The following is a 21,963-nucleotide window of genomic DNA, read 5'->3' as shown; positions in this document are numbered from 1 at the left end:
GATGACGAACCCGCTCACCATCTTCGACGCCGCGACCGCGCTGCGCGAGACGACCATCAGCGCCACCGAGCTGCTGCAGCAGGCCATCGCGGCGGCAGACGCAGCCGACGAGTCGCTCGGGATCTATCTCACCCGGTTCGACCAGCAGGCGCTGGCGGCGGCGGCCGAGGCGGACGAGGTGTTCCGCGCCGGCGACCCCGCCGGGCCACTGCTGGGCATCCCACTCGGGATCAAGGACATCATCGCCACCACCGAGGGCCCGACCACCGCGCAGAGCCTGGTCCTCGACCCGGCCTGGGGTGAGGGGCAGGGGGATGCGCCGGTGATCACCCGGCTCCGAGCGGCCGGTGGCATCATCACCGGCAAGACCACCACGATGGAGTTCGCCACCGGCGTGCCCGACGAGACCAAGCCGTTCCCGATGCCCCGGAACCCGTGGGACCCCAATCGCTGGACCGGCGGCTCGAGCTCGGGCACCGGCAACGGGGTGGCGGTCGGCGCCTTTCTGGGGGGTCTGGGCACCGACACGGGCGGCAGCATCCGGATCCCGGCCGCGTTCTGCGGCATCTCCGGGCTCAAGGCGACCTTCGGCCGGGTGCCGAAGTCGGGCTGTGTGCCGCTCGGCTACAGCCTCGACAACATCGGCCCGATGGCCCGCTCGGCGCGCGACTGCGCCATCCTGCTCGCGGTCCTGGCCGGCTACGACCCCAGTGACGCCTGCGCCGTCGACGAGCCGGTGGCCGACTACACCGCCGCCCTGACCGGAGACGTCGCGGGCCTGCGGATCGGGATCGACAGGTTGGGCTCGGTGTACGCCCAGGAGCGGGATCCGGCCGTGGACGCGGCTCTCGAGGCGGCGGTCGCGGTGCTGACCGAGCTGGGTGCGGTGGTGGAGGATGTCACGCTGCCGTACTACTCCGAGCTGAGTGCAGCTACCCGGGTCACGTCCCGGTCGGAGGCGTTCGCCTACCACGCACCCGACCTCCGGTCCCGATGGGGCGACTACTTCGCCGCGACTCGCCAGGGCGTCGGCTCGGCTCCGGTCTACAGCGGCGCCGACTACGTCCAGGCGCAACGGGTCCGTCGGGTCGGGCAGAAGGCAGTGGCGGCGCTGTTCGCTGACTATGACGTGGTGTTGACCCCGACCAGCAGTGTCGGCGCCTTCCCGATCGCAGGACTCGACCAGCTGCCTGACCGGTTCGGCGCCATGCACACCGGCTATTGGAACGCGGTCGGGAACCCGGCGCTGTCGGTGCCGATGGGCTTCACCGACACCGGGCTGCCGCTGGGCCTGCAGGTGGCCGGCCGGCCCTTCGACGAGGCGACCGTGCTGCGGGTGGGTGACGCCTTCCAGCGGGTCACCGGCTGGCACCTGTGTGTCCCCCCTGGCACGGCAGCGGCCGGCGCCGTCTCGTACAGCGCCGTCTCGTACAGCGCCGTCTCGCACAGGGCCGCCTCGGCCGGCGCCGTCTCGTACAGCGCCGCCGATTCGGCGGGTGGGTCATGATGACGGCTGAGAATCAGACCGCTCCCGAGGTGGTCGTGCCGCCCGGCTCGCCACGGCTCTACACCGAGGAGACCGTCGCCGCGCTGGCCGAGGTGGCCGACCTGCCGTTGTCGCCGCAGCGGCTGACGGCGGTCACCGAGGCACTGGGCGACGTGGAGGTGGTGGTGCACCGGATCCGGGACACGGATCTGGGTGAGACGCCGCCGGCCACGGCCTTCGACCCGCGGTGGCTGTGATGGAGGCGTACGGCCTGAGCGTCACCGAAGCGGCGGCGCTGATCAGCGCCGGCGAGCTGTCGCCGGTGGAGCTGACCGAGTCCGTGCTGGCCCGGATCGAACAGGCGGAGCCGCATCTCAACGCCTTCGCCCTGGTCACCGCGGAGCACGCCCGAGCGGCGGCCCGAGTGGCGGAGCGCGAACGTGCCGCCGGCATCGACCGCGGACCGCTGCACGGCATCCCGCTCGGGGTGAAGGACCTCTATGACGCTGCCGGCGTGCCCACGACGGCGTCGTCGCAGGTACGGGCCGACTTCGTCCCCAGCCACGACTCCGCCGTTGTCGGCCGGCTCGTCGACGCCGGGATGATCATGGTCGGCAAGACCCACACCCACGAGTTCGCCTACGGCGGCGTCACCCCCACCACCCGCAACCCGTGGCACACCGGCCGGATCCCGGGCGGGTCCAGCGGCGGGTCCGGGGCAGCGGTCGCGGCGGGGGAGTGCCTGGTCGGGCTGGGCAGCGACACCGGTGGCTCGATCCGGATCCCGGCCGCCCTCTGCGGCACCGTCGGGCTCAAGCCGACGTACGGACTGGTCTCCCGCCGGGGCGTGACGTCGCTGTCCTGGTCGCTCGACCATGTCGGCCCACTGACCCGGACCGTGCGCGACGCGGCGCTGGTGCTCGACGCCATCGCGGGCTATGAGCGGGTCGACCCCGGCTCGATCGACGTGGCCCGCCGGTCCTACACGGCTGCCGTGGACGAGGCCGCCACGTCCGGTCTGGCCGGGGTCCGGGTCGGGGTGCCCACCAATCTCTACTTCGACGACGTCGACCCCCAGCTGGAGGCCTCGGTCCGCGCCGCCCTGGCGGTGCTCGCGGACCTCGGGGCGGAGCTGGTGGAGGTGGAGATCCCATTGCCGCAGTCGATCAGTGCCGCCGCCCAGCTGATCGTCAAGGCCGAGGCGTCGGCCTACCACCGCACCATGCTCCGCAGCCGCGGCGACCTCTACACCGAGCAGGTACGGACGGCGCTGGAGGCCGGTGAGCTGGTGCTGGCCACCGACTACATCGACGCGCTGCGGACGCGGACGCTGGTGCAGCAGCAGTGGGCGTCGATGTGGCGCGCGGCAGGGCTGGACGTGCTGGCCGCGCCGACCACCCCGATCGCCGCCCCACCGGTGGAGCTGGGACCGTACACCTGGCCGAGTGGTCGGGTTGAGGACCTGGGTCGGGCCGTCGGGCGCTACTCGGCCCCGGCCAACCTGCTGGGACTGCCCGCCCTGTCGGTCCCGGTGGGCCTCGACCCTGACGGGTTGCCGGTCGGCATGCAGCTGTTGGGTGAGCCGTTCGGCGAGACCACCGTGCTGCGGGTCGGCGCCGCCTACGAACGAACGAGCCCGCCGCCCCGACTGCCCGTGCTGAGGCCATGACGGCGGGCGAGCTGGCGGGGCGCGACCCGGCCGCCGCGACTCTCGGCCCACCGGGCGCCGTACCCGGCGCCGATCCACGGTTGCTGCGCCAGTTCTACAGCCTCAGCATCGGCGCCGGGCTGTCGCTCGGGCTTACCGCCCCGTTGACCGCCGTGCTGGCGATCCAGCTCGGTGCCAGCCCGTTCGCCGCCGGATTGTCGGTGGCCTCGCTGACCGCTGTGGTGCTGGTGCTGGACGTGCTGGGCACCCGGCTGCTGCCGTTCCTCGAACCCCGCCGCGCCATCGCCATCGGGATGGTGCTGTGGTCGTTGGGATCGTTCGGCTCTGCGGCCGCGCCGAGCTTCGCCGTGATGGCCGGCGCGCGGGTGGTGCAGGGCTTCGGGTTGGCGCTCTACGCCTCCGCGGCACCCCAGCTCGCCGTCAAGCTCGGCGGCCGTGGCCGAGTCGGTACGGCGATCGGCAGGTTCCAGGCCGCGATGACGCTCGGGTCCGCGGTGGCTCCGCTGACCGGAGGTGCCGTCGCGGCGGTGGGCACCGGGACCGTCGGCCTGCGCCTCGCCTTCGCGGTCTGCGGGGTGATGGCTCTGGTCTGCGCCGCCGGTGCATGGCTCACGCTGCCGACCCTGCGCAGCGCGGTACGGCCCCGGTTCAGCCTGCCGCGGCTGCCCGGGATGATGCGGCCCCGCCCGCTGTTGGCGTTGGGGATGGGCTCCACCGGACAGGGCGTCCGGGGTGCCATCGCGCTGACCGTGGTGCCGATCGTGGCGGCGGAGCGGCTCGGCCTCGGCGGTGCGCTGATCGGCGTCTTCCTGACCGGGATGTATCTGGTCGAGGTGGTCACGATGGCCGTCGTCGGGTCGGTGTCGGACCGACACGGACGGCGGCCACCCGTGATGCTCGGGACCGTGCTCGGCATCGGCGGGGTGGGGTTGCTCGGCTTCGCCATGAGCACCGCCTCGGTGCCGCTGTTCTTCGCAGCCGGGGTGCCGCTGGGCGTCGCCGGCGGCTGCATGCTGAGCCTGCTGCCGACCATCCTGGTGGACCTGGCCGGCGGCCCGGAGGTGGGACTCACGGCCACCCGCATCTCCCGCGACCTCGGCTTCACCGCCTACACCGTGCTGGCCGGTCTGGCGCTGACGCTGAGCGGACCTGCCGCGGCCCTGTGGCTCTGCGGTGTCCTGTTCGGCTGCGTGGCGCTGGCCACGGCTGTCGTCGGGGAGACCCAGACGCTGACCCGCTGCCCGCCCGGGGCCGGACCCCCGACGCGATCGGCGGCGCGCTGAGCTGAGAGAGCGCGTCGCGGTGCTCAGGCCTCCCGGCACAGCTCCGCGGCAGCGGCCGCGTCGGAGCCGGTCGCCCGCATCATCGTGGCGAAGGTCAGCCGATCACCGCGGGCATGGGAGATGCTGTATTCCAGCGGAGCTCCGCTGCGGGTACGGATCAACCGGGTGGTGTCCAGCAGCGCACTGCCGGGGGGCACCAGCAGGGACTCGGCGATGACCCGGTCCGCCGTCGAGGCGCCGATGTGCAGCTCGGTGTCGCCGATCGGCTCGTCCAGCACGCTCTTGATGATCTCGTACGGCGACCGATCGAGATCAATGCTCCGATCGGTGAGCAGCACGGCGAACCGGTCGGCCGGCATGAACGCTGTCCGCAGGCTCAGCGGGAACCCGTCCAGCAGGGTCAGGCTCTCCAAGATCACCACCGGCTCGCCGGCATGGACCCCGAGGAACCGGCCGACGAAGGCGGTGGCGGGGTGGATGCTCGCGTGCGTGTTGCGGATCGCGATCCGGGTGCCCGAGACGTTGACCTCCTGGGCGAGGTCACGTGACTCGTCGATGCCATGCAGCAAGGTGCTCGGCGCCAACACGAACGTGCCCGCCCCCCGGACCCGGTCGATGGCTCCCTGCTCGGTCAAGATCGACAACACCTGCCGGATGATCCCGCGGCTGACCGCGTACTTGCGGATCAGGGCGTCCTCGCTGGGCACCACGTTGTCGGGATAGACCCCGGAGACGAGCTCGGTCCGCAGCACGTCACAGACCCAGCGCACAGTTCGGGAACGGTCCGGTCCGCGGCCGTTCGGTCGACCGGGGTGGCTCGACGGGGACATCCGACCTCCTGCGAACGAGGAGCAGCGAGCGAAGGTGTGGGACGCCGTTGTCGTCAGGGCAGGACCTGCGGGCCGAGGCGGCTGGGGGCCGAACGGGCTCCGGTGTTGCAGGGACTATAGCGCAGCGGGTCCGGCCGCGGAACGACGCTGCGAATGACCGCTCAGCGGGTGATCAGGTCGACCACCAGGGGCAGATGATCCGAGGCGTCCGACGCGACCACGAACGCCCGTACCGGCCGCAGGTCAGCACTGAGCCAGACATGGTCGATTCGCCGGCGGCCGTGGGTCGAGGCCCGGCCGGTGCCCACCTGCCAGGCGTCCTGCAACCGGGAACGCAGTCCGGTCAGGGCGCCGGGGCGGTCGTTGAAGTCCCCGCACATCACCGTGGGCAGGTCGCCCGTCGCGTCGAGCCGGTGGAGCAGTTCCTCGACCTGGCTCCGCCTCGCGTTGGCGCTCTCCACCGACAGGTGGGTGGTGAGCAGCTGCAGGGGACCCAGCTCGGTGTCCACCACCACCGCAGCGACACCGCGGGGCTCCGCGGACCGGACCTCGAACAGCTGATGCTCGGTCCGACTCAGTGGGCTCCTCGACAGCACCGCCAGTCCGTACTCACGGACCGGGCTGTCCGGTGCCGGCGGATCCGCGGTCAGATTGGCGACGTAGAAGACATGCATGCCGAGCCGCTCGGCATACCAGGCGGCCTGGTCGGCCCAGTCGCTGCGTGGTCCCCAGTGCCGGTCGACCTCCTGCAACGCCACGATGTCGGGGTCACAACGCTCGATCGTGCGAGCGATCGCCTCGAGGTCCAGCTGGTCGGTCGGCCCGGCGCCGTGGTGGGTGTTGTAGGTCATCACCCGCACCTCTCCGGCGCTGCGGTCCAGCGGCGAGCCGAGTCGACGCCACCGTCGGGCGTGGCGACGGACGGCGGTCAGGGCGCGGGAGAGGGCAGCGGCGAAGCCGTGCCTGGGATACCTGGTCTCGGTCACGGGCCACCACCGTAGTGGAGGCCTCACGGGGCGAGCAGGACCGCCACCGGTGCCAGCGGGACCACGTCTCGCGCGAGTGCTGCCATCCGCGCATCGACGGTGACCAGGGCATCGCCCTGGAGGGTGGTGATCGCGAGATACTCCGCGTCGTAGCTGGACTCCCAGCCGTGCTCGCGAGCGATCATCCAGGCCGTACGTCGGGACACCCGATCGCCGAGCAGTCGCATCTTGAGCTCGGTCAGCTGTTCGTGCTGGCGCAGTGCCTCCTGCTCGGCGAGCTCGCCGCGGGCGACCGCCGCGAGCAGCAGGGTCAGGGCCTGTGAGCGGATCAGGTTCGGTGCGACCAGCTGGTGCGTCGGGTCGAGCTCGGCCTGCGTACCGACGAGGTGCAGCAGGGTCGGGGCGTCGATGACGTAGCGGCTCATGGGGGGCAGACTAGGGTGCCGCACTGACATGCTGTGGAATGAACCCGGTCCAGATGGCTACGGAGGAACGAACCGAGCTGTCCGTTCTGCTCGAGAGCTTCTCCGACGAGCAGTGGTACGTGCCAACGCTGTGTGACCGGTGGCGGGTCCGCGACGTGGTCGCCCATGTCGTCAGCTACGACGACCTGACGGTGGCCGACGTCGCCCGGCCCCTGGTCCGTGGCCGTCTGCGGTTGGATCGGATGAACGCCGTCGGGGTGGACCGAGCCGTTGGCCTCACCACGGCTGAACTGCTGAGCCGGTGCCGGCGCCACCTATTGCCGGCTGGCTTGACTAAGGGCTTCAACGGCGGGATCGGTCTGGTCGACGGAATGATCCATCACCAAGACATCTGGCGACCGCTGCAACTCCCACGGACGATCCCCAGCGACCGCCTGCGGTTCGCGCTCGGTTCGCGGTTTCGTCTCCGGCACTTCCCGGACGACGACTCACCCGGGGACTTCGGCTGGTCGCCACCGACCTTGACTGGTCCGCCGGTCGGGGTGGAGGTGGCCGGGCCGGGGGGAGTCTCCGCTGATGGCTGTGGGCGGACGGGCTGGCGTTGACACGGAGCTGGGCGGGGATGGTCAGCCAGAGCTCCACGCACGAATCGGACGCCTCCACGGTGCATCAGACGAGAAGCCCTAGCCGACTGACGTCGACGAGGGCAACAAGCTGGGTCAGGCAATCGAACTTGGCCCGCTGAACGACCAAGTTGCACCGACTCGAGGAGAACCTCGCCGCAGCCGACACTCACCGGGGCCGATCTGAACCAGCTCAACGAGCTGTCACGCGCGTCGAGATCCGCGGCGGCTGCTATCTCGATCAGCTGGAGGCACAGACCAACGTCTGATCAGCCCTCGCTGAGACTGTCGAGCTGTTTCAGGTCGTGAATATCCTGAGGCCGCGGTTCGTAGCCGGTGTGGAACCGGCGCTGCTGTTCGGCAGACAGGCATGGGACGACTCGACCGTTGAGGCCACCGACGGTGAACCCTTCGGGTGGGTAATCGAAGTGGCCGCCACCCAGACCGGCCTGTCGACCGTGTCCCGACAGGTCAAACACGACTGGATGAAGATCGATCCAGCGATGACCCGGCGCCGCATACTCGACACGTACCGGAAGCCAATCAGTCTCCCGCTGATACCCGAGGGACTCGAATGTTGCGACACAAGCGTCAAGGTCTCGGGCGTCCACGGCGAGGTCGAGGTCGCGGTGGTCGCGGGTCTGAGTACCGATCAGGGCTGCGACGCCCCAGCCACCGGCTACCCAGTAGCGGATGCCGCTGCGGGTCAGATGATCGAGCACCATGTCGACGTCGGCGTACAGCACGTCACCGAGCCTAGCTTTGAGTTCGCGAGGTCGTCGTGCGGACGGGAGCGGGCTGGTTTCCGGCACCCGATCCAGGCATGAAAGAAGCCCTAGCCAACCAGAGGTTGACCAGGGCTGCTGGTGCGCCGCGAGGGAATCGAACCCCCAACCCGCTGATTAAGAGTCAGCTGCTCTGCCAATTGAGCTAGCGGCGCGCGAGGTGAAACATTAGCAAAGTCCGGCCGCCGGGGGAAATCGAGCGGTGTCGGGGCCGCGGTCCAGCATCTCCAGCAGGGCCATCGCTGCGCTGTGCCCACCCAGGCCACTGACCGCTCCGCCGCGGACCGATCCCGACCCGCACAGCAGCACCCGCTCGTCGGCTGTCGCCACGCCCCACCGCTCGGCCGGCGAGGTCACCACCGCGTCGTCGGCCAACCACGGCCAGCTCAGGTCGCCGTGGAAGATGTGCCCACCGGGCATGCCGAGCGCGGCTTCTACGTCGAGCGGAGTCATCACCTCCACGCACGGGTTGCCGGCCGCGTCGCGGGCCAGACAGTTCTCGAGTGGCTCGGCCAGCACCTGCTGCAGGCTCCGCAATGCCGCCTCGCGGGCCCGCTCCCGGGTGCCGTCGGGGTCGGCGCGAAACGCCCGCGCGGGGGTGTGCAGGCCGAAGATGGTCAGCGTGTGGAAGCCGGCGTCACGCAGGTCGGGGGAGAGGATGCTGTCGTCGGTCAGCGAGTGGCAGTAGACCTCGCACGGCAACGGGTCCGGGATCACGCCGGCCTCGGCCTGGACCCGGGCCTGCTCGAGGCGGGCGTACCCCTGGTTGAGGTGCATGGTGCCGGCGAACGCGACTTTCGGGTCCAGCCCGGAGCGGAGCCGGGGGAGCCGGTGGACCACCACGTTGATCTTGGTCTGGCTGCCCTCGGGGATCTCGGGCGTCCGGCCACGGAGCCGGTCGAGCACGGCCGGGGCGCAGCCTGCGAGCAGGTGTTTGGCCCGCAGGGTCTCGCCATTGTCGAGTCGGACCACGACCCCGGTGGCGTCCGGCTCGACGGCGGTCACCGGGCTGTCGAGAAGCAGCGTGGCTCCGGCGTCGCGGGCGGCCCGGGTGAGAGCGGTGGCGACGGCGCCCATGCCACCGACCGGTACCTTCCACTCGCCGGTGCCGTTGCCGATCACGTGGTAGAGGAAGCACCGGTTCTGACGCAGCGACTCGTCGTGCGCACCGCTGAGGATGCCGATCAGCCCGTCTGTCAGGACGATGCCGCGAAGCGTGTCGTCGGCCAGGCTCGACTCGATCAGCTCACCCAGCGGACGTTCGATCAGCCCACGCCAGGCGGCGGGCTCGACCTGTGCGCGAACGTCGGCGGCCCGTGGCAGCGGCCCGAGCAGCGTCGGTGCGACCACCGCGGCGAGGCGACCCAGCCGGTCGTGCAACTGCCGCCAGTCCGAGTGCGCCTTGTCGTCACCGGTGAGCCGGCGGAACGACTCGGCGGTGGTAATCGTCTCGGGACGCTCGATCAGGATCCCGTCGTCACCCACCGGGGTGTACGTCGCCACCGCCCGCGACCGCAGCTCCAGGTCCAGGCCCAGGTCGGTGATGATCTGTTCGGGCAGCACCGACACCAGGTAGGAGAACCGGGACAGCCGTGCGGCCACCCCGGCGAACACCTGCTCGCTGGCGACGGCGCCGCCGAACCGGTCCCGAGCCTCCAGGACGCGTACGTCCAGGCCGGCCCGGGCCAAGTAGGCGGCGGCGACCAGACCGTTGTGGCCGCCGCCGATGATGACCACGTCTGGGTGGTCATCGGCTGAACTCACCGAGGGCCGCCCGACGCACTGCAGCGCGCCAGCTCGTCGTCACTGAGGATCAGGTCGGCAGCCTTGGCCGAGTCAGTGATCGACTCCGGCCGCCGGGCGCCGGGGATCGGGATGACGTGCTCTCCGAGGGAGAGCTCCCAGGCCAGCACGACCTGCTGCGGGCTGACGCCGTGGTCCCGGCCGATCTCGCCGAAGACGGCGAACTTGTCGCCGACCTCGCGAGCACCGCCGCCGGTCCCACCGAGCGGGCTCCACGGCAAGAAGGCGACGCCGTGCTCGCCACAGAAGTCGAGCTCGTCCTCGCTGGAGCGGAAGCGGGGGGAGAACTCGTTCTGCACGCTGGCCAGGCCGCCCTCACCCAGGACCTCGATGGCCACCTCGATCTCCTCGACATTGGCGTTGGAGATGCCGACTGCCTTGATCTTGCCTTCCTGCTTCAGTGTTTGGAAGTGGCCGATGACCTCGGGGTAGAGCTTCCAGCGGTCGGGGCGGTGCCACTGATAAAGGTCGATGACGTCCACGCCGAGCGCCCGCAGCGACTTCTCCACGGCGCTGCGGAGATACTCCAGCGAGCCGTCACGGCCCCAGCTCTCGCCCTCGCCGCGGGTGATGCCGCCCTTGGTCCCGATGACGATGCTGTCGCGGTCGCCCGACCAGGAGCGAAGCGCCTTGCCGACCACTTCCTCGTTGTGGCCCATGCTGTCCCAGCTGGGGGCGTAGATGTCGGCGGTGTCGATGTAGGTGACACCGGCGTCCAGAGCGGCGTGCACGGTGGCGATGCCACCGGCCTCGTCCGGATAGGACTTGTCGGAGTTCATGGAGATGGGCATGGCGCCCAGTCCGATGGCGGAGACCGAGAACGGTCCGAGGGTGCGAGTCTGCATGTCTGGCAGATTACGGGTGCTCCTCGGCGTCGCACACGTGGCCCCGTGTTGTTGCCGGATTGGTCGCTCCTGCCTCCGACTCGACGGACGACTGAGCGGCGTCAGTCTGCAGCGGCGCCAAGTGCGGCTCTTGTCCTGAGGTTTGAGATTGCCGGGGTCCACCGAGTTCGTGAAGCCTTGCCCGCTCCTTCGCTGGTGCATTCCAGTCCTCAGGATCACGGCCATGGATCAACCCTAGGATTTGCTAGCAGCCAAGTCGTCAGCATAGTGCTGGCTCCTTCGGACGGACGCTCACATTCTTTGTTTGGTTGAGGTGTCGTCGTCGGATGCGGTTGTTGATCATGGGGATCTGGCTGGGGTCGGCCCAGCGGGGTGGGGTCCACGCTGGTAGCCCGTCAGGGTTGAGGGTGCAGGTCCAGCCGCGTTGTTCGAAGTGGGTGTGGTGGTAGCGACACAACAATGTCAGGTTGGCCACATCGGTGGGGCCACCGTCGATCCAGGCGATCAGGTGGTGCCGGTCGCACCATTCCGGTGGAAGGTCGCAGCCGGGAAACGAGCAGCCACCGTCGCGGGCGATCAACGCATACGTCTGGGTCCTGGTCGCGATCCGCCGCGTCCGACCCAGGGTGAGTGGTTCACCGGTGGCGCTCAGCACGGTGGGAATGATCTCCGCCTCCCCAGCCAACCTGAGCAGCTGCGCGGGGGTGAGCAGGGTGTTGGTGCTGGTCTCCGCGTGGCCGGTGCGGTGCAGCAGGTCGTCGGCGGTGATGGTCACGATGACCGTGGCCGGGGTGCCTCCGGTGTCGGGCAGCCCACCGGCGCGTAGGGCCCGGGCGGTGAGGTCGGCGAGGGCGTCATGCAGCCGCTGCCCATGGGTGCGACCGTCCACCGTCGGGTTCGCTGCCCCGGTCGCATCTACCCGTGGTTTGGCCAGCGGTGACAGGACCGCCCATAGGGCTGTTCCGGTGTCGCCGGTCAACCGGCCCTCGAGTGTCCAGCTGCCGTCGCGGGTGGCGACCAGGCGCAGGTGCCGCCGGTCGGCTTGGAGTTGTTCGTCGGGGACCGTGCCGTTGGGGTCGTAGGCCTCGACCAGCTTCGTCGCGATCAGCCGCAGATCTCGTGGAGCGAACGTGTGCGCATACCCGGTCAGCTCAGCTTCCGCGGTGACGACAACGGAGGGGTCGTAGGCGGGATGGTCGAGCTGCTCCAACGCGCGCTCGATGATGTCGACCTGCTCCGGGCTGACCTCGCCCGCACCTTGGGCGGTGGCCAACACCGGGTGGGACGGTTCCACCTCGAGGCCGTGCATGGTGCGGTGCGTCCCCAGCGCCCGGGCGGCCCGGACCCGCCGGCCTGCTTCGGCGTCGGAGACCCTGAGCAGTTGCACCAGCAGTGCTTTGGTGGTGCGGGCGTTCAGCTGATCGGCGACTTGCCGCTCCTCCAGGTCCGACACCAACCGATGATCCGCCACCGACATCCGGTTTCGGACCCGCTCGAAGTTCACGGCGAACCGCAGCAGGTCCGGATCATCCAAATGATCCAACCCACCCTCGCCCACCGCGGCGATCAGCCGGTCCAGCGCTCCCGACAGCTCCGCCAGGGCATGCACCGCGGGAGTCGTGTCCGACTCGTTGTTCGATCCCCCGATCGCGTCCATGCTTCATTCTAATCGAACGCACATTCGAATACAACCCTTGATCGGGGAAATCTTTAGACCTGATCTCAGCGATCGCCCACCTATCCTGAGCCGTACGGTGGAGGTGACCGTAGCGACCCCAGCGGACGACGCGACTCTGCCGGTGCTGATGCAACGAGCAAGGGCCATCGCCCAGTTCGCACCACGCTCGCGCAGCCGCACTGCGTCGAATCGCGTGACTCCCGGCGGTGATCGCGCGACTGAGACGCGTTGCCGGACCCGAGGGCATGACCTGGTCCGACGCGCGTGAGTGGGCGAACATCTAGGCGGCCGCGGATGCCAGTCGTCTGGTGCAGCGGCGATCGACCAAGTCGGCTGACAGACCTGGCCACGCAAGCAGCAGGCTGATTCCCCGACCAGCGATGGCCGGTTCCGTCGATGGCTGCCCTCGATTGGTGCGTTCCAACGCCGTGACCGGCGTGGACCTGGGACTGCGAGACCCGTCTCGGCCGCAGACCCCGCGCTGCACCACCAGCAGGCGCGGTAATCATCCGCTGTGGTCGGTGAGCGCGCACCTGGCGCGGTGGCATCTGTGGTCCTGCGTCGCGTCACCCGCCCAGCGCTCGACCACGGTGCGGTCGGGTGACCACGGTGCGGTCGGGGGGCCACGGTGCGGTCGGGGGGCCACGGTGCCTCGGGTGACAACGGTGCGGTCGGGGGATCACAGTGCGGTCGGGTGCGGTCGGGGGATCACAGCGCGGTCGGGTGACAACGGTGCGGTCGGGGGACCACGGTGCCTCGGGATATCACGGTGCAGTCGGGGGGATGACAGTGCAGTTGGGTGACAACGGTGCGGTCGGGCGACCTAGGCGATCATCCGGGTCTACCCGCGCGCGGCTGGCCGCATCGCTGGCTCAAGCGGACCTTTGGCCCAACGTCAACGGGAGGTCTTGCGGACCGCCGCGAGCCGCTGCCGCCGGAGCTCCTCGACCTCCGGGCGGACCAGCGGACGGAGCGTACGCCCCAACGCCAGCTCAAGCACGTGGTCGGCCAGCGCGGGGTTGCGGGCGAGGACCGGGCCGTGGGGGTAGGTGCCGATCACCGTACCGGCGACCGCACCCTCGGTGCCGTCGTCGCAGTTGCCCACCCCGACCTCGACGGTGGCCAGCGGCTCCGCCGTCGGCCCGAGACGGGTGTAGCCCCCGTGGTTCTCGAATCCGCTGATCAGCTCCGTGGTCCCGGCCGGGGTCTCCCATCGGGACAGGAGCTCGCCGACGGCGCGGACGGGGCCGCGGGTGGTGGTGACGTCGAGCAGGCCGAGACCTTCGATCTCCTCGTCCTTGTCCCCGACGGTGAACGACTTTCCGACGATCTGATAGCCGGCGCAGACCGCGAACACCGCGGCGCCGCGGTCGACGGCACGGTGCAGGCCGCCGTCGGCCCGGAGCGCCCGGACCGCGGAGATCTGGGCGGCGTCCTCACCGCCACCGAGCAGGTATACCTGACCGGTTTCCGGCAGCGGGTCGCCGGGCTCGACCACGGTCAGCACCGGGTCGTAGCCGCGCCACTGCAGGCGCTTGGCCAGCACCGTGGCGTTGCCCCGGTCACCGTAGATACCGAGGAGGGATTGATAGACGAGGACGATCTCGACGCGCTCGCCGGGAGGGGTGTGTGGCATGAGTCAGACGCCTGCCATCTTCTTGAGTCGCTGGAACGGGGTATAGGTGGCGATCACATCGACGGGTTCGACGTGACCGGCGAGGGCCGCCGCGAGGTCGGGGATGCAGCGGAACTCGACGTCGGCGTGCGACAGCCGGACCGCCAGGTCCTGAGCCCGCGGTCCGGTGGCGATCACGGTACGACCCGCGAGCTGCTCGTAGTCCACGTCCCACAGCCACGACACGTCGCGGCCGTCGGCTGCGGCGGAGTCGATGGCCAGGATCACGGTGGACGTCTGTGCCAGCGGCAGCGCCTCGGCCCAGCCGGCGGGGTTCTTGGCCAGCAGCAACCGGGCGGTGGTGTCACCGAACTGTACGGTGGCGAAGCGGCCGGCGGGGGCGGTGACCTGGCGCATGCCGACGAACGCGGTGCCCGGGTGCACACCCATCAGCTCGGCCGCGGCCAGCGCACAGGCGGCGTTGCTCACATTGAACGCCCCCGGCACCTTCAGCCGGGGGTCCCAGCTCTGCCCGAGGCGGTCGATGATCTTGCCGTCCTCAACTCGGTAGTCGCCCTTGGGCTGGGCCAGCTCGCAGCCCGAGCAGTGCCAGTCGCCGCCGGTCCCGCCGGTCTCGGTCGGCTGGTCGCGGACCAGCCCGGAGCCGCACTGGGGGCAGAGCGAGGCGTCCTGGGTCCAGGTCGAGTTGGTGTCCACCCAGACCACCCGTCGAGCGGTCTGCGCCGCCCAGACGATCAGCGGCTCGTCGGCGTTGGCGACGACGACCGGACCGTCTTCGCCGGCCCGCTCCAGCGCATCCCGCCAGCTGCGGCCGAGCGCCTTGATCTCGTGGTGGCGGTCGAGCTGGTCGCGGCTGAAGTTCAACAGCACCAGCACCTCGGGCCGACCGAGTCGGATGACATCGGCGACCACCCGCTCGTCGGTCTCCAAGATGGCGATGTCGGCCCGCGGGTGCTCCGACAGCGCCGACGCGATGCCATGGTGCAGGTTGGCGCCGTCGGCGTTGTGCACCATCCGGTCAGCCTCATGACCCAGGGAGGCGCGGACGGCCGCGGCCAGGAAGTGGGTGGTCGTGGTCTTGCCGTTGGTGCCCGACACCATCGCGATCCGCTTGTGGGCCAGCAGTTTGCTCAGCGCTTGCGGGTCGATGGTCATCATCACCCGGCCCTTGATGGAGGCGCCGCTGCCACGGCCGGCGAGCCGCGACGCGGTGGCCGCGACGCGTCCGGCCAGGGTGGCGGCGGTCAGCCGGGCCCACGGGCGCGGTGCCAGCCGAGGGACCCGGCGCTGCACCGCCAGATCGGCGGGAGGCGATTCCTGCGAAGAAGACATGAGGGCTATTGTCGCCTACCCCGCTCGCCGGCGGTGTCTGGCAACACGGGGAAGGCCAGTGTCGGCTCTGGACCGGCGTCCGACCGATACCCCTCCGGCTCGGCCGGGAACTCCGGTCCGGACGGGCTCGTCCGGTGGGCCGCGACGGGCCACCTGTTGTCGGCGGTCGACTGGCTCAGCGGTGGCAGCGGCTGGCCGTACCACTGCCGCGCGGCGGACGGCAGCGACGTCGGGGACTGCTGCGCGTACCCCTGCTGTGCGTATCCCTGGGGCCCGTATCCCTGCGTCCCGTACCCCTGCGTCCCATACCCCGGCCCATACCCAGGGTTGCCGTACGGCAGGGCCGGCGACTGGTGCACCACGACGACCGGCTGCTGCTGGTTGCTGGAGCACGCCATCACCAGCGCGACGACCCAGCCGATCAGGCTCCAGCCGAGGAAGAGATTCAGCAGCGCGATGGTCGCGGTGTTGGGTCGGCTCCGGGTGGCGGCAATGGCCCACGGCAGCAGATAGAACCAGGTCACGATGGCCATCACCCAGGCGATGACGACGTGGGCGGTCGAACTGCGCGGACCCGGGGCCATGACCTGGGTGGCGTACGGCGGATAGCTCATCGTGTCCTCGCTGGTGGTGGTCCGATCGTGGCTGCAGTCGTGCTGGACCTGGTCCTACTCCACCGTGACGCCACGCCAAAAGGCTACGCGATCCTGGATCTGGGCCGCGGCGCTCTTCGGCGTCGGGTAATACCAGGCAGCGTCTCGTTGGTCTTCCCGTCGACGGTCACCGACAGATAGCTGGCGGTGCCTTTCCAGAGGCAGACGGCGTGGGCGCCACTGGGGTGGAAGTAGTGCTCGGTGAGCGAGGACCGCGGGAAGTAGTGGTTGTTCTCCACCACCACGGTGTCGCGGACTCGGCCAGGACTGTCGTTCCAGAGGGTCCGCATTCACCGATGCTAGCCGCGCCCAGCCGGGGATCGCGCTGCGACGAGAAGCCCAGCCACGGTCGCCGTCGGTGCTACCTACGTGCGGGTCGACCGGCCACGGACTGGATCAGCTGTTCAGCAGCCGGTCCAACCGGTCAGCCTGGGCCTCCAGCGTGCCTGCCGGGTTGCGGCCGGCGGCGGCACCGCCCGGACAGAGCCGGTCCAACCAGAACACCGCCACCAGCCGACGGCAGAGCAGCACATCATTGGGGAGTACACGGTCCGACACCGAGGCGACGTCGTCAAGGATGGTCTCGAAGCCCGTCGATCGGTTCGCCAGATGTTCGACCAGGTTGGCGAGCTCGAAGGCGACGTGACTCAGACCCGCGTCCTCGAAGTCGACCAGCCGAACCCGTACGTCACCGCCGGCGGCGTCGACCAAGAAGTTGGCCACGTTGGGATCACCCTGACCGAGGACCGGGTTGTCGTCCAGGTCCGCAAGGCGATCCAGCTCACCTGAGCGCAGCCAACGGACGGCACTGTCGAACACCGTCGCTGCGCGGCCGGCGGGTCGCTGCTCCGGCCGGAGCAGGCGGCGCCAGTACGCCGGGTCGAACGGTGCCGCGCCCGTCAACGCGGGCAGCACCTGGGCCGGCGCCGACCAGAGCTGCCGGTGTGCGATCACCAGCGCCCGCAGCTGCGGAGCCGTCCACCGTCCGACCGGGGTGCGGCCCGGAAGCCTGGTCATCTCGATCCAGGGCGGGTCCGCCTCCGGAACCGCCTGCACCAGGCTGGGCGCCAGCCCCGGCGCATGGTGGCTGAGGAGATTGAGCGCCACCGCTTCGCGGATGTGCTCGCCACGATCCCAGCTGGTGTAGCGCTTGATGACGGTGTCGCCGCGCAGCTCGATCTGGTGGGTGTGCTGCGCTGTCATGGCCGGCTCAGCTCGCGAACCGGGTCGCCGGCTCGTCGGCCAGCACGCACTCGATCCGCTCCCGCTGCGCGGTGTGCATCGGCGGCAGGGCGGTGGCGGGGAACCACCGCGCGTCCACCGACTCGTCGTCGGCGGCGTACGCCGTACCGGCGACCCAGCTGCAGGCGAAGGTGTGGTCGAGATACCAAGCCAGGTCGCCGTTGACATGGGTGATCATCGGCTGGGCCTTGACCCACGCCAGCCGGTCCACGGTGATGGTGGTCCCGGTTTCTTCCAGCGCCTCACGTCGCGCGGCCACCGCCGGCTCCTCGCCGGGGTCGATGATCCCGGTGACGGGCGCCCACTGGCCGTTGTCGGAGCGGCGTACCAGCAAGACCTCGGCCGCGGCCCCTTCGCCGCGCAGGATCACCGCGGTGACCGCCGGCATCCACAGTGGTGCCGTGCCGATGTGGCGGCGGAGCTCGAGCACGAAGTCAGGAGTCGGCATGGCCGCAGCGTAACCGGTTGCGGCGGTTCGACAGCCGAATCCCACCATCCGTACCGGATCAGGCGAACCGGTTCAGTTCATACAGTACGGTCGGGTCACGTCGCACGCCCGGGGTTGCGGAAATGCGTCGGACCCGGTCGATACGAGAGACTGACCCGCATGTCCGTCTCTCCCGGTCCCGAGTCGCCCCCTCGTCCTGCCCCGCCTCCCGGCTCCCGGCCGCGCCGGGCCGCCGGCGTGCCGCCGATCGAGCTGCGGCACCTGACCAAGCGCTTCGGTGAGGTGACCGCCGTCGATGACCTCACCGTCACCATCCAGCCCGGGCGGGTCACCGGCTTCCTCGGGCCCAACGGGTCCGGCAAGACCACCACCTTGCGGATGCTGGTCGGGTTGGCGCGGCCGACGACCGGGACCGCCACCTTCGGCGAGACGGCGTACGTGGACATCGACAAGCCGCAGCAGGTCGTCGGCGCCTCGCTGGAGGCCAACTTCCATCCCGGCCGGACCGGCCGCAACCACCTGCGCGTGCTGGCCGCCACCGCCGAGGCCGACGACGACCGCGTCGACGAACTGCTGGCGCTGGTGGACCTCACCCCGGCGGCGCGCCGCCCGGTCGGTGGCTATTCCCTCGGGATGCGCCAACGGTTGGGACTGGCGTCCGCGCTGCTCGGTGAACCCGACTATCTCGTCCTGGATGAGCCGGCCAACGGCCTCGACCCCGAGGGCATCCGTTGGCTGCGCGGCTTCCTGCGGGAGTACGCCGCGGCGGGGCGCACCGTCCTCGTCTCGTCCCACATGCTCAACGAGGTCCAGGCCACGGTCGACGATGTGGTGATCATCGGCAAGGGCCGGCTGCTGCGTCAGGCGAAGGTGACCGACCTCGAGCTGGCGGTCAGCACATCGCGGCTCCGTACGCCCGATCCGGTTCGGGCCGAGGCGGCGCTGAGCGAGCAACAGGTGGTGGCCGAGCGACGGGCTGACCGGGACGGGCCGTTCCTCACGGTGCACGGCGCCAGTCCGGTCGTCATCGGAAACACCATGCTCCGCGCCGGCATCCCGGTGTACGAGCTGACCCAGGACCGGACCGACCTGGAGTCGTCCTTCTTCGCCATGTTGGAAGGCCAGGCCGCCGGCCGCGAGGAGGTGTCGGCATGAGGAACGTCGTCGTCGCCGAGCTTCGGAAAATCTCCACCACCAAACTGTGGTGGATCATGCTGATCTGCGTCGGCGTGCTGGCTGCCAGCTACGCCGCCCTGTTCGCCGGGGTGACCGCGATCATGGCCACCCAGAGCGATCCGGTGCTGCCCGCCTTCGCCGACGAGGGCGCGGTGTCCAGCGTCTACAACGGCGGCAACACGATCACCCGCATCCTGGTTCTCGTGGTCGGAATCATGGCGATGGGCGGTGAGTACCGGCACAAGACCATGGCCAGCACCTACCTGGCCACGCCGCGGCGCTATCGGGTGGTGATCGCCAAGGCGATCTCGCTGACCATCTATGGCCTGGTGTACGGGGCGCTGAGCGTGCTCGCCGGGGTGCTCGTCGCCGTCGGCTTCGTGCTGTATTTCGACGGCAGCTTCTTCCTCGACAGTGCCTCGATGTGGCGCAAGCTGATCCTGGGGGTGGTGTCGCTGGCGCTGTGGACGTTGATGGGCATGGGTATCGGCATCCTGGTCCGCAACATGATCGTCGCGATGTTGATCGGGATCGGGTTCGCCTACATCATCGAGCCGGGGCTCACCTTGTTGTTCTTCGTCCAGGAGTGGGACCTGCCGTTGAACCTGATGCCCAGCGGGGCCACCAACGCGATGCTCGGCATCACCAATCCGGCGTTGTTCGCCAGCCAGGACCCGGTCGGTTGGGGTTGGGGCCTGTTGATCCTGCTCGCCTGGTCGGTCATCCCGGCAGCGATCGGGTTCGCGCTCACGGTGCGCAAGGACGTCGAGTAGTCGCGCGCGGCGTCAGCTGCGGACGGCGCGCTGCGTTTGCCGCTCAGTCGTCCGCGGGTTCGTCCGCGGTCAACGGACGGCCGCGTCGGTCCGTCGGCAGTGGTCCGCGGACGATGCCGGCCGGCAGCCGGGCCGCTGCGTCGTCGACGTAGGCCACCGCGTCCATCCGTGGGCGTGGCACCGACCGGGTCGCCGACCGACGGACCAGGATGCGGGCATGATCGGGGCGCCGACCCGCTTCGCCCGGATGGCGTCGTGGGCGAGCCTCGAACAGCAGGTAGCCACCGAGGCCCAGAACGGTGGCCGACACGCCGACCATCCCGCAGAGCCCGGCCGCGCCGGCCAGCAGCACCAGCAGCGCCAGCGCTGACCAGCGAGTCGTCGCACGCCGGAAGACCGATCCCAGCCGGACCCGCAGCGACCGTCTCGGCGAACCCGCTCGGTTCTCCTGGCGGCGGGCCAGGGCCGTCAGCGGGTGGGCCAAGAGCATCTCCTCCACCGACGCGTAACCCGCGACGTCGGGATAGTCGATGACGAACGTGCTCGGCAGTCGACTGGCCGGGCTGACGGCGAGGATCCTCAGCCGCTCGGCCTTGAGGCCGCGGGTGCAGACCACGACCCGCCCGGAGAGGGCGACGATCGCCTCCACCACGTCGCCGTGGTCCGGGGCGGACGCGGCGATCCAGTGGCTCGGCCGGTCATAGGCGTAGAAACCGCAGCTGCAGCCCGCGACCGGTCCCCGTTCCAGCCTGGGATGCACCCGGGAGCCGGGCGCGAAGCAGACCGAGACGTTGGCGCCGGCCACCGCGGGGACCGGGTAGGCCAATCCACGCAGCACACCGTCACCGCCGATCCGGAACTGGCGCAGGGCCGAGATCTCGCCCAGGAACAGGTCAGCGTCGACATCGTCGAAGTCGCCATTCATGCCGGCTGGGGCGTCGAGATCGGTGGCGGTGCGGCTGGCGCCTCCTGAGGCTCGGCCCGATCCGGGCCGGGGAGCGGCACCACCTCGATCGTGCGTTCTTCCTCGCCGATGTTGCCCACGGTGCGCTCCCGTCCCAGTCTCGCCGCCGGTCAGGCTTATGACGTTATAGCGAATCTACGATTTTCGCACCGGGTCCGGGTCGGCCGCCTCAGTCGCTGCGGCCGATCAGCTCGGGGATCGGACCCTGGTGGAGGGCGAGGTAGACCACATCGCGCAGCTCGTTGGCTTCGGCATCGGTCAGCGTCCGCGAGAGCGGCCGGAGGGTCAGCCGGAGGAGGACGTTGGTCTGCCCGGGCTGCAGTCCCAGGCGCCGGACCGCCTCCGGCGGCAGCTGGTCATAGCTGGTCGCGGCGAGCACGATGATCGACTCGAGGTCGTCGGCGCGGTCGCCCAAAGCGCTTCGGGCCCGGTCGCCGAGGGTTTCCACGTCCTCGTCGGCGTCGCTGACGACGGAGAGATCGCGCCGGATGGGCGGCATGCTCGAGACGGGTCGCCATCGGTCCAGGTCGCGCAGCTGCGTGCGTACGCGCGGGTCGTCCGAGCGCAGATAGCGGAGGTCGGGAATGCCCTTGCGCAGCATCAGGCCACGGTCCAGGCCCAGGCCGAGGGCGAGACCGGACCAGCGTGTCGGGTCCAGCCCTGACTGCAGCAGCAGCCACGGCGCCACCAGCCCGCACTCACCCAGCTCCAGCCATTCGCCGTCGACGAGGACGTCGACCTGCTTGCCACCCGTCGTGTACGGATGCACCACGTCGACCGCACGCCAGCGCGCACCGGGCACCACCGCCGAGACCACAACGTCGATCAGCTCGAGCAGCTCCGCCGGACCGATGCGACTCGACGAGGTGATGCGCCACAAATCCAGCTGGTGCGGTGTTCCGACGTGGGTCCGGTCGATGGCGTCGCGTCGGTGGACCAGCCCGGGAACCACGAGCAGCGTGTCACGGCGTTCGTCGTCGCGGATCTCCTCGAGCGCATGCGGGATGGAGGCTGAGGTGTGCGAGCGCAGCATCACGGTCGGACTGACGTAGTGGGAGTAGCGCGCGTCGCGGGTCACCGCGGCCGAGTCGAAGCCGAGTCGGTCATAGTTGTCGCGGACTGCGACGAGTGGACTGTCGCGGATGATCTGAGCGGGTATGCCCCAGTGCGCGGTCAGGCGATCGACCACTTCGTCGAGCAGGAGCTGGAGGGCGTGCGGCCCGGCGGACGGGTCCGACAGGTCACGGATGGCGAGGGCGCGTTGCAGTTGGGTCGGGCAGAGATAGGTGGCCATGGTGGGTCCTCGGGTGATCGAAAAGCGGGTGG

The 21,963-nt window shown here is 70.1% G+C and carries 21 protein-coding genes, 1 tRNA gene and 1 pseudogene; 7 read left to right on the top strand and 16 right to left on the bottom strand.

The genetic code is table 11. The features are described from left to right. Window position 1: 1 nt before the first annotated feature. From AC1XX3_RS01575 to AC1XX3_RS01560, 4 genes are read left to right on the top strand one after another with little or no spacing between them, the layout of a single operon-like run. Complete coding sequence (locus tag AC1XX3_RS01575) at window positions 2–1,507, top strand: amidase (RefSeq protein WP_483319319.1); 1,506 nt, start codon at window positions 2–4, stop codon at window positions 1,505–1,507. Beyond that, the gene (locus AC1XX3_RS01570; RefSeq protein ID WP_483319318.1) at window positions 1,507–1,743 is read left to right on the top strand and encodes a hypothetical protein; all 237 of its coding nucleotides are present in this window, start codon (window positions 1,507–1,509) and stop codon (window positions 1,741–1,743) included. Before AC1XX3_RS01575 ends, AC1XX3_RS01570 begins: the two co-directional genes overlap by 1 nt. After that, window positions 1,743–3,155, top strand: coding sequence for an amidase (locus AC1XX3_RS01565; RefSeq protein ID WP_483319317.1), 1,413 nt, complete (start codon window positions 1,743–1,745; stop codon window positions 3,153–3,155). Before AC1XX3_RS01570 ends, AC1XX3_RS01565 begins: the two co-directional genes overlap by 1 nt. Then, window positions 3,152–4,438, top strand: coding sequence for an MFS transporter (locus AC1XX3_RS01560; protein WP_483319316.1), 1,287 nt, complete (start codon window positions 3,152–3,154; stop codon window positions 4,436–4,438). Before AC1XX3_RS01565 ends, AC1XX3_RS01560 begins: the two co-directional genes overlap by 4 nt. A 23-nt stretch (window positions 4,439–4,461) precedes the next feature. Here the strand turns inward: AC1XX3_RS01560 and AC1XX3_RS01555 are convergent, their stop codons facing one another. The 3 genes from AC1XX3_RS01555 to AC1XX3_RS01545 all read right to left on the bottom strand — a co-directional run bounded on the left by AC1XX3_RS01555 (window position 4,462) and on the right by AC1XX3_RS01545 (window position 6,679). Further along, window positions 4,462–5,268, bottom strand: coding sequence for a GntR family transcriptional regulator (locus AC1XX3_RS01555; RefSeq protein WP_483319315.1), 807 nt, complete (start codon window positions 5,266–5,268; stop codon window positions 4,462–4,464). A 161-nt stretch (window positions 5,269–5,429) separates the two neighbouring features. Next, window positions 5,430–6,254, bottom strand: a complete 825-nt coding sequence (locus AC1XX3_RS01550; protein ID WP_483319314.1) for an endonuclease/exonuclease/phosphatase family protein — start codon at window positions 6,252–6,254, stop codon at window positions 5,430–5,432. Between the two features lie 23 nt (window positions 6,255–6,277). Next, window positions 6,278–6,679, bottom strand: coding sequence for a hypothetical protein (locus AC1XX3_RS01545; protein WP_483319313.1), 402 nt, complete (start codon window positions 6,677–6,679; stop codon window positions 6,278–6,280). Window positions 6,680–6,732: 53 nt separating this feature from the next. On the opposite strand from AC1XX3_RS01545, the gene AC1XX3_RS01540 reads away from it, so the two are divergent. Next, the gene (locus tag AC1XX3_RS01540) at window positions 6,733–7,284 is read left to right on the top strand and encodes a maleylpyruvate isomerase family mycothiol-dependent enzyme (protein WP_483319312.1); all 552 of its coding nucleotides are present in this window, start codon (window positions 6,733–6,735) and stop codon (window positions 7,282–7,284) included. A 287-nt stretch (window positions 7,285–7,571) separates the two neighbouring features. Here the strand turns inward: AC1XX3_RS01540 and AC1XX3_RS01535 are convergent, their stop codons facing one another. The 11 genes and pseudogenes from AC1XX3_RS01535 to AC1XX3_RS01485 form a co-directional block, all read right to left on the bottom strand. Further along, complete coding sequence (locus AC1XX3_RS01535; protein WP_483319311.1) at window positions 7,572–8,048, bottom strand: nucleotidyltransferase domain-containing protein; 477 nt, start codon at window positions 8,046–8,048, stop codon at window positions 7,572–7,574. A gap of 118 nt (window positions 8,049–8,166) precedes the next feature. Further along, window positions 8,167–8,242: transfer RNA gene (locus AC1XX3_RS01530), tRNA-Lys, on the bottom strand. Between the two features lie 13 nt (window positions 8,243–8,255). Beyond that, complete coding sequence (locus AC1XX3_RS01525) at window positions 8,256–9,851, bottom strand: phytoene desaturase family protein (RefSeq protein ID WP_483319310.1); 1,596 nt, start codon at window positions 9,849–9,851, stop codon at window positions 8,256–8,258. After that, a complete protein-coding gene (locus tag AC1XX3_RS01520) occupies window positions 9,848–10,735 on the bottom strand; it encodes an aldo/keto reductase (RefSeq protein WP_483319309.1) in 888 nt (295 codons plus the stop codon). The genes AC1XX3_RS01525 and AC1XX3_RS01520 overlap by 4 nt, the downstream gene beginning before the upstream one ends. 259 nt (window positions 10,736–10,994) lie before the next feature. Next, window positions 10,995–12,392 (bottom strand): HNH endonuclease signature motif containing protein, encoded by a 1,398-nt coding sequence (locus AC1XX3_RS01515; RefSeq protein WP_483319308.1) that lies wholly within the window; start codon window positions 12,390–12,392, stop codon window positions 10,995–10,997. A gap of 916 nt (window positions 12,393–13,308) precedes the next feature. After that, the gene (locus AC1XX3_RS01510; protein WP_483319307.1) at window positions 13,309–14,049 is read right to left on the bottom strand and encodes a type 1 glutamine amidotransferase; all 741 of its coding nucleotides are present in this window, start codon (window positions 14,047–14,049) and stop codon (window positions 13,309–13,311) included. A 3-nt stretch (window positions 14,050–14,052) separates the two neighbouring features. Beyond that, the gene (locus AC1XX3_RS01505) at window positions 14,053–15,204 is read right to left on the bottom strand and encodes a MurT ligase domain-containing protein (protein ID WP_483320192.1); all 1,152 of its coding nucleotides are present in this window, start codon (window positions 15,202–15,204) and stop codon (window positions 14,053–14,055) included. Window positions 15,205–15,386: 182 nt separating this feature from the next. Continuing rightward, on the bottom strand, window positions 15,387–15,995 hold the full coding sequence (locus AC1XX3_RS01500; protein ID WP_483319306.1) for a superinfection immunity protein: 609 nt from the start codon (window positions 15,993–15,995) through the stop codon (window positions 15,387–15,389). 54 nt (window positions 15,996–16,049) lie between these two features. After that, a pseudogene (locus AC1XX3_RS01495) lies at window positions 16,050–16,324 on the bottom strand (DUF427 domain-containing protein). A 106-nt stretch (window positions 16,325–16,430) separates the two neighbouring features. Beyond that, the gene (locus AC1XX3_RS01490) at window positions 16,431–17,237 is read right to left on the bottom strand and encodes a phosphotransferase family protein (RefSeq protein ID WP_483319305.1); all 807 of its coding nucleotides are present in this window, start codon (window positions 17,235–17,237) and stop codon (window positions 16,431–16,433) included. A 7-nt stretch (window positions 17,238–17,244) separates the two neighbouring features. Further along, a complete protein-coding gene (locus tag AC1XX3_RS01485) occupies window positions 17,245–17,724 on the bottom strand; it encodes an NUDIX hydrolase (RefSeq protein WP_483319304.1) in 480 nt (159 codons plus the stop codon). Window positions 17,725–17,883: 159 nt separating this feature from the next. On the opposite strand from AC1XX3_RS01485, the gene AC1XX3_RS01480 reads away from it, so the two are divergent. Together AC1XX3_RS01480 and AC1XX3_RS01475 are read left to right on the top strand one after the other, a co-directional pair. After that, complete coding sequence (locus tag AC1XX3_RS01480; protein ID WP_483319303.1) at window positions 17,884–18,879, top strand: ABC transporter ATP-binding protein; 996 nt, start codon at window positions 17,884–17,886, stop codon at window positions 18,877–18,879. Continuing rightward, window positions 18,876–19,673 (top strand): ABC transporter permease, encoded by a 798-nt coding sequence (locus tag AC1XX3_RS01475; protein ID WP_483319302.1) that lies wholly within the window; start codon window positions 18,876–18,878, stop codon window positions 19,671–19,673. The genes AC1XX3_RS01480 and AC1XX3_RS01475 overlap by 4 nt, the downstream gene beginning before the upstream one ends. 43 nt (window positions 19,674–19,716) lie before the next feature. On the opposite strand, the gene AC1XX3_RS01470 is transcribed toward AC1XX3_RS01475, so the two are convergent. After that, entirely contained in the window at window positions 19,717–20,598 is an 882-nt protein-coding gene (locus tag AC1XX3_RS01470; protein ID WP_483319301.1) for a hypothetical protein, read from the bottom strand. A 208-nt stretch (window positions 20,599–20,806) separates the two neighbouring features. Beyond that, window positions 20,807–21,931: a PheS-related mystery ligase SrmL gene (gene srmL / locus AC1XX3_RS01465; protein WP_483319300.1), complete on the bottom strand. Its 1,125-nt coding sequence runs from the start codon at window positions 21,929–21,931 to the stop codon at window positions 20,807–20,809. Window positions 21,932–21,963: the final 32 nt, after the last annotated feature.

This window comes from Microlunatus sp. M237 (genome assembly GCF_056896895.1).
This window is presented reverse-complemented; position numbering and strand designations above follow the sequence as displayed.

Bases quoted from the DNA above. Each gene is read 5' to 3' on its own strand.
- AC1XX3_RS01575 (WP_483319319.1), top strand. From the start codon at position 2: ATGACGAACCCGCTCACCATCTTCGACGCCGCGACCGCGCTGCGCGAG.
- AC1XX3_RS01570 (WP_483319318.1), top strand. From the start codon at position 1,507: ATGACGGCTGAGAATCAGACCGCTCCCGAGGTGGTCGTGCCGCCCGGC.
- AC1XX3_RS01565 (WP_483319317.1), top strand. From the start codon at position 1,743: ATGGAGGCGTACGGCCTGAGCGTCACCGAAGCGGCGGCGCTGATCAGC.
- AC1XX3_RS01560 (WP_483319316.1), top strand. From the start codon at position 3,152: ATGACGGCGGGCGAGCTGGCGGGGCGCGACCCGGCCGCCGCGACTCTC.
- AC1XX3_RS01555 (WP_483319315.1), bottom strand. From the start codon at position 5,268: ATGTCCCCGTCGAGCCACCCCGGTCGACCGAACGGCCGCGGACCGGAC.
- AC1XX3_RS01545 (WP_483319313.1), bottom strand. From the start codon at position 6,679: ATGAGCCGCTACGTCATCGACGCCCCGACCCTGCTGCACCTCGTCGGT.
- AC1XX3_RS01540 (WP_483319312.1), top strand. From the start codon at position 6,733: ATGGCTACGGAGGAACGAACCGAGCTGTCCGTTCTGCTCGAGAGCTTC.
- AC1XX3_RS01520 (WP_483319309.1), bottom strand. From the start codon at position 10,735: ATGCAGACTCGCACCCTCGGACCGTTCTCGGTCTCCGCCATCGGACTG.
- AC1XX3_RS01515 (WP_483319308.1), bottom strand. From the start codon at position 12,392: ATGGACGCGATCGGGGGATCGAACAACGAGTCGGACACGACTCCCGCG.
- AC1XX3_RS01510 (WP_483319307.1), bottom strand. From the start codon at position 14,049: ATGCCACACACCCCTCCCGGCGAGCGCGTCGAGATCGTCCTCGTCTAT.
- AC1XX3_RS01505 (WP_483320192.1), bottom strand. From the start codon at position 15,204: ATGACCATCGACCCGCAAGCGCTGAGCAAACTGCTGGCCCACAAGCGG.
- AC1XX3_RS01500 (WP_483319306.1), bottom strand. From the start codon at position 15,995: ATGAGCTATCCGCCGTACGCCACCCAGGTCATGGCCCCGGGTCCGCGC.
- AC1XX3_RS01490 (WP_483319305.1), bottom strand. From the start codon at position 17,237: ATGACAGCGCAGCACACCCACCAGATCGAGCTGCGCGGCGACACCGTC.
- AC1XX3_RS01485 (WP_483319304.1), bottom strand. From the start codon at position 17,724: ATGCCGACTCCTGACTTCGTGCTCGAGCTCCGCCGCCACATCGGCACG.
- AC1XX3_RS01480 (WP_483319303.1), top strand. From the start codon at position 17,884: ATGTCCGTCTCTCCCGGTCCCGAGTCGCCCCCTCGTCCTGCCCCGCCT.
- AC1XX3_RS01475 (WP_483319302.1), top strand. From the start codon at position 18,876: ATGAGGAACGTCGTCGTCGCCGAGCTTCGGAAAATCTCCACCACCAAA.
- AC1XX3_RS01470 (WP_483319301.1), bottom strand. From the start codon at position 20,598: ATGAATGGCGACTTCGACGATGTCGACGCTGACCTGTTCCTGGGCGAG.
- srmL (WP_483319300.1), bottom strand. From the start codon at position 21,931: ATGGCCACCTATCTCTGCCCGACCCAACTGCAACGCGCCCTCGCCATC.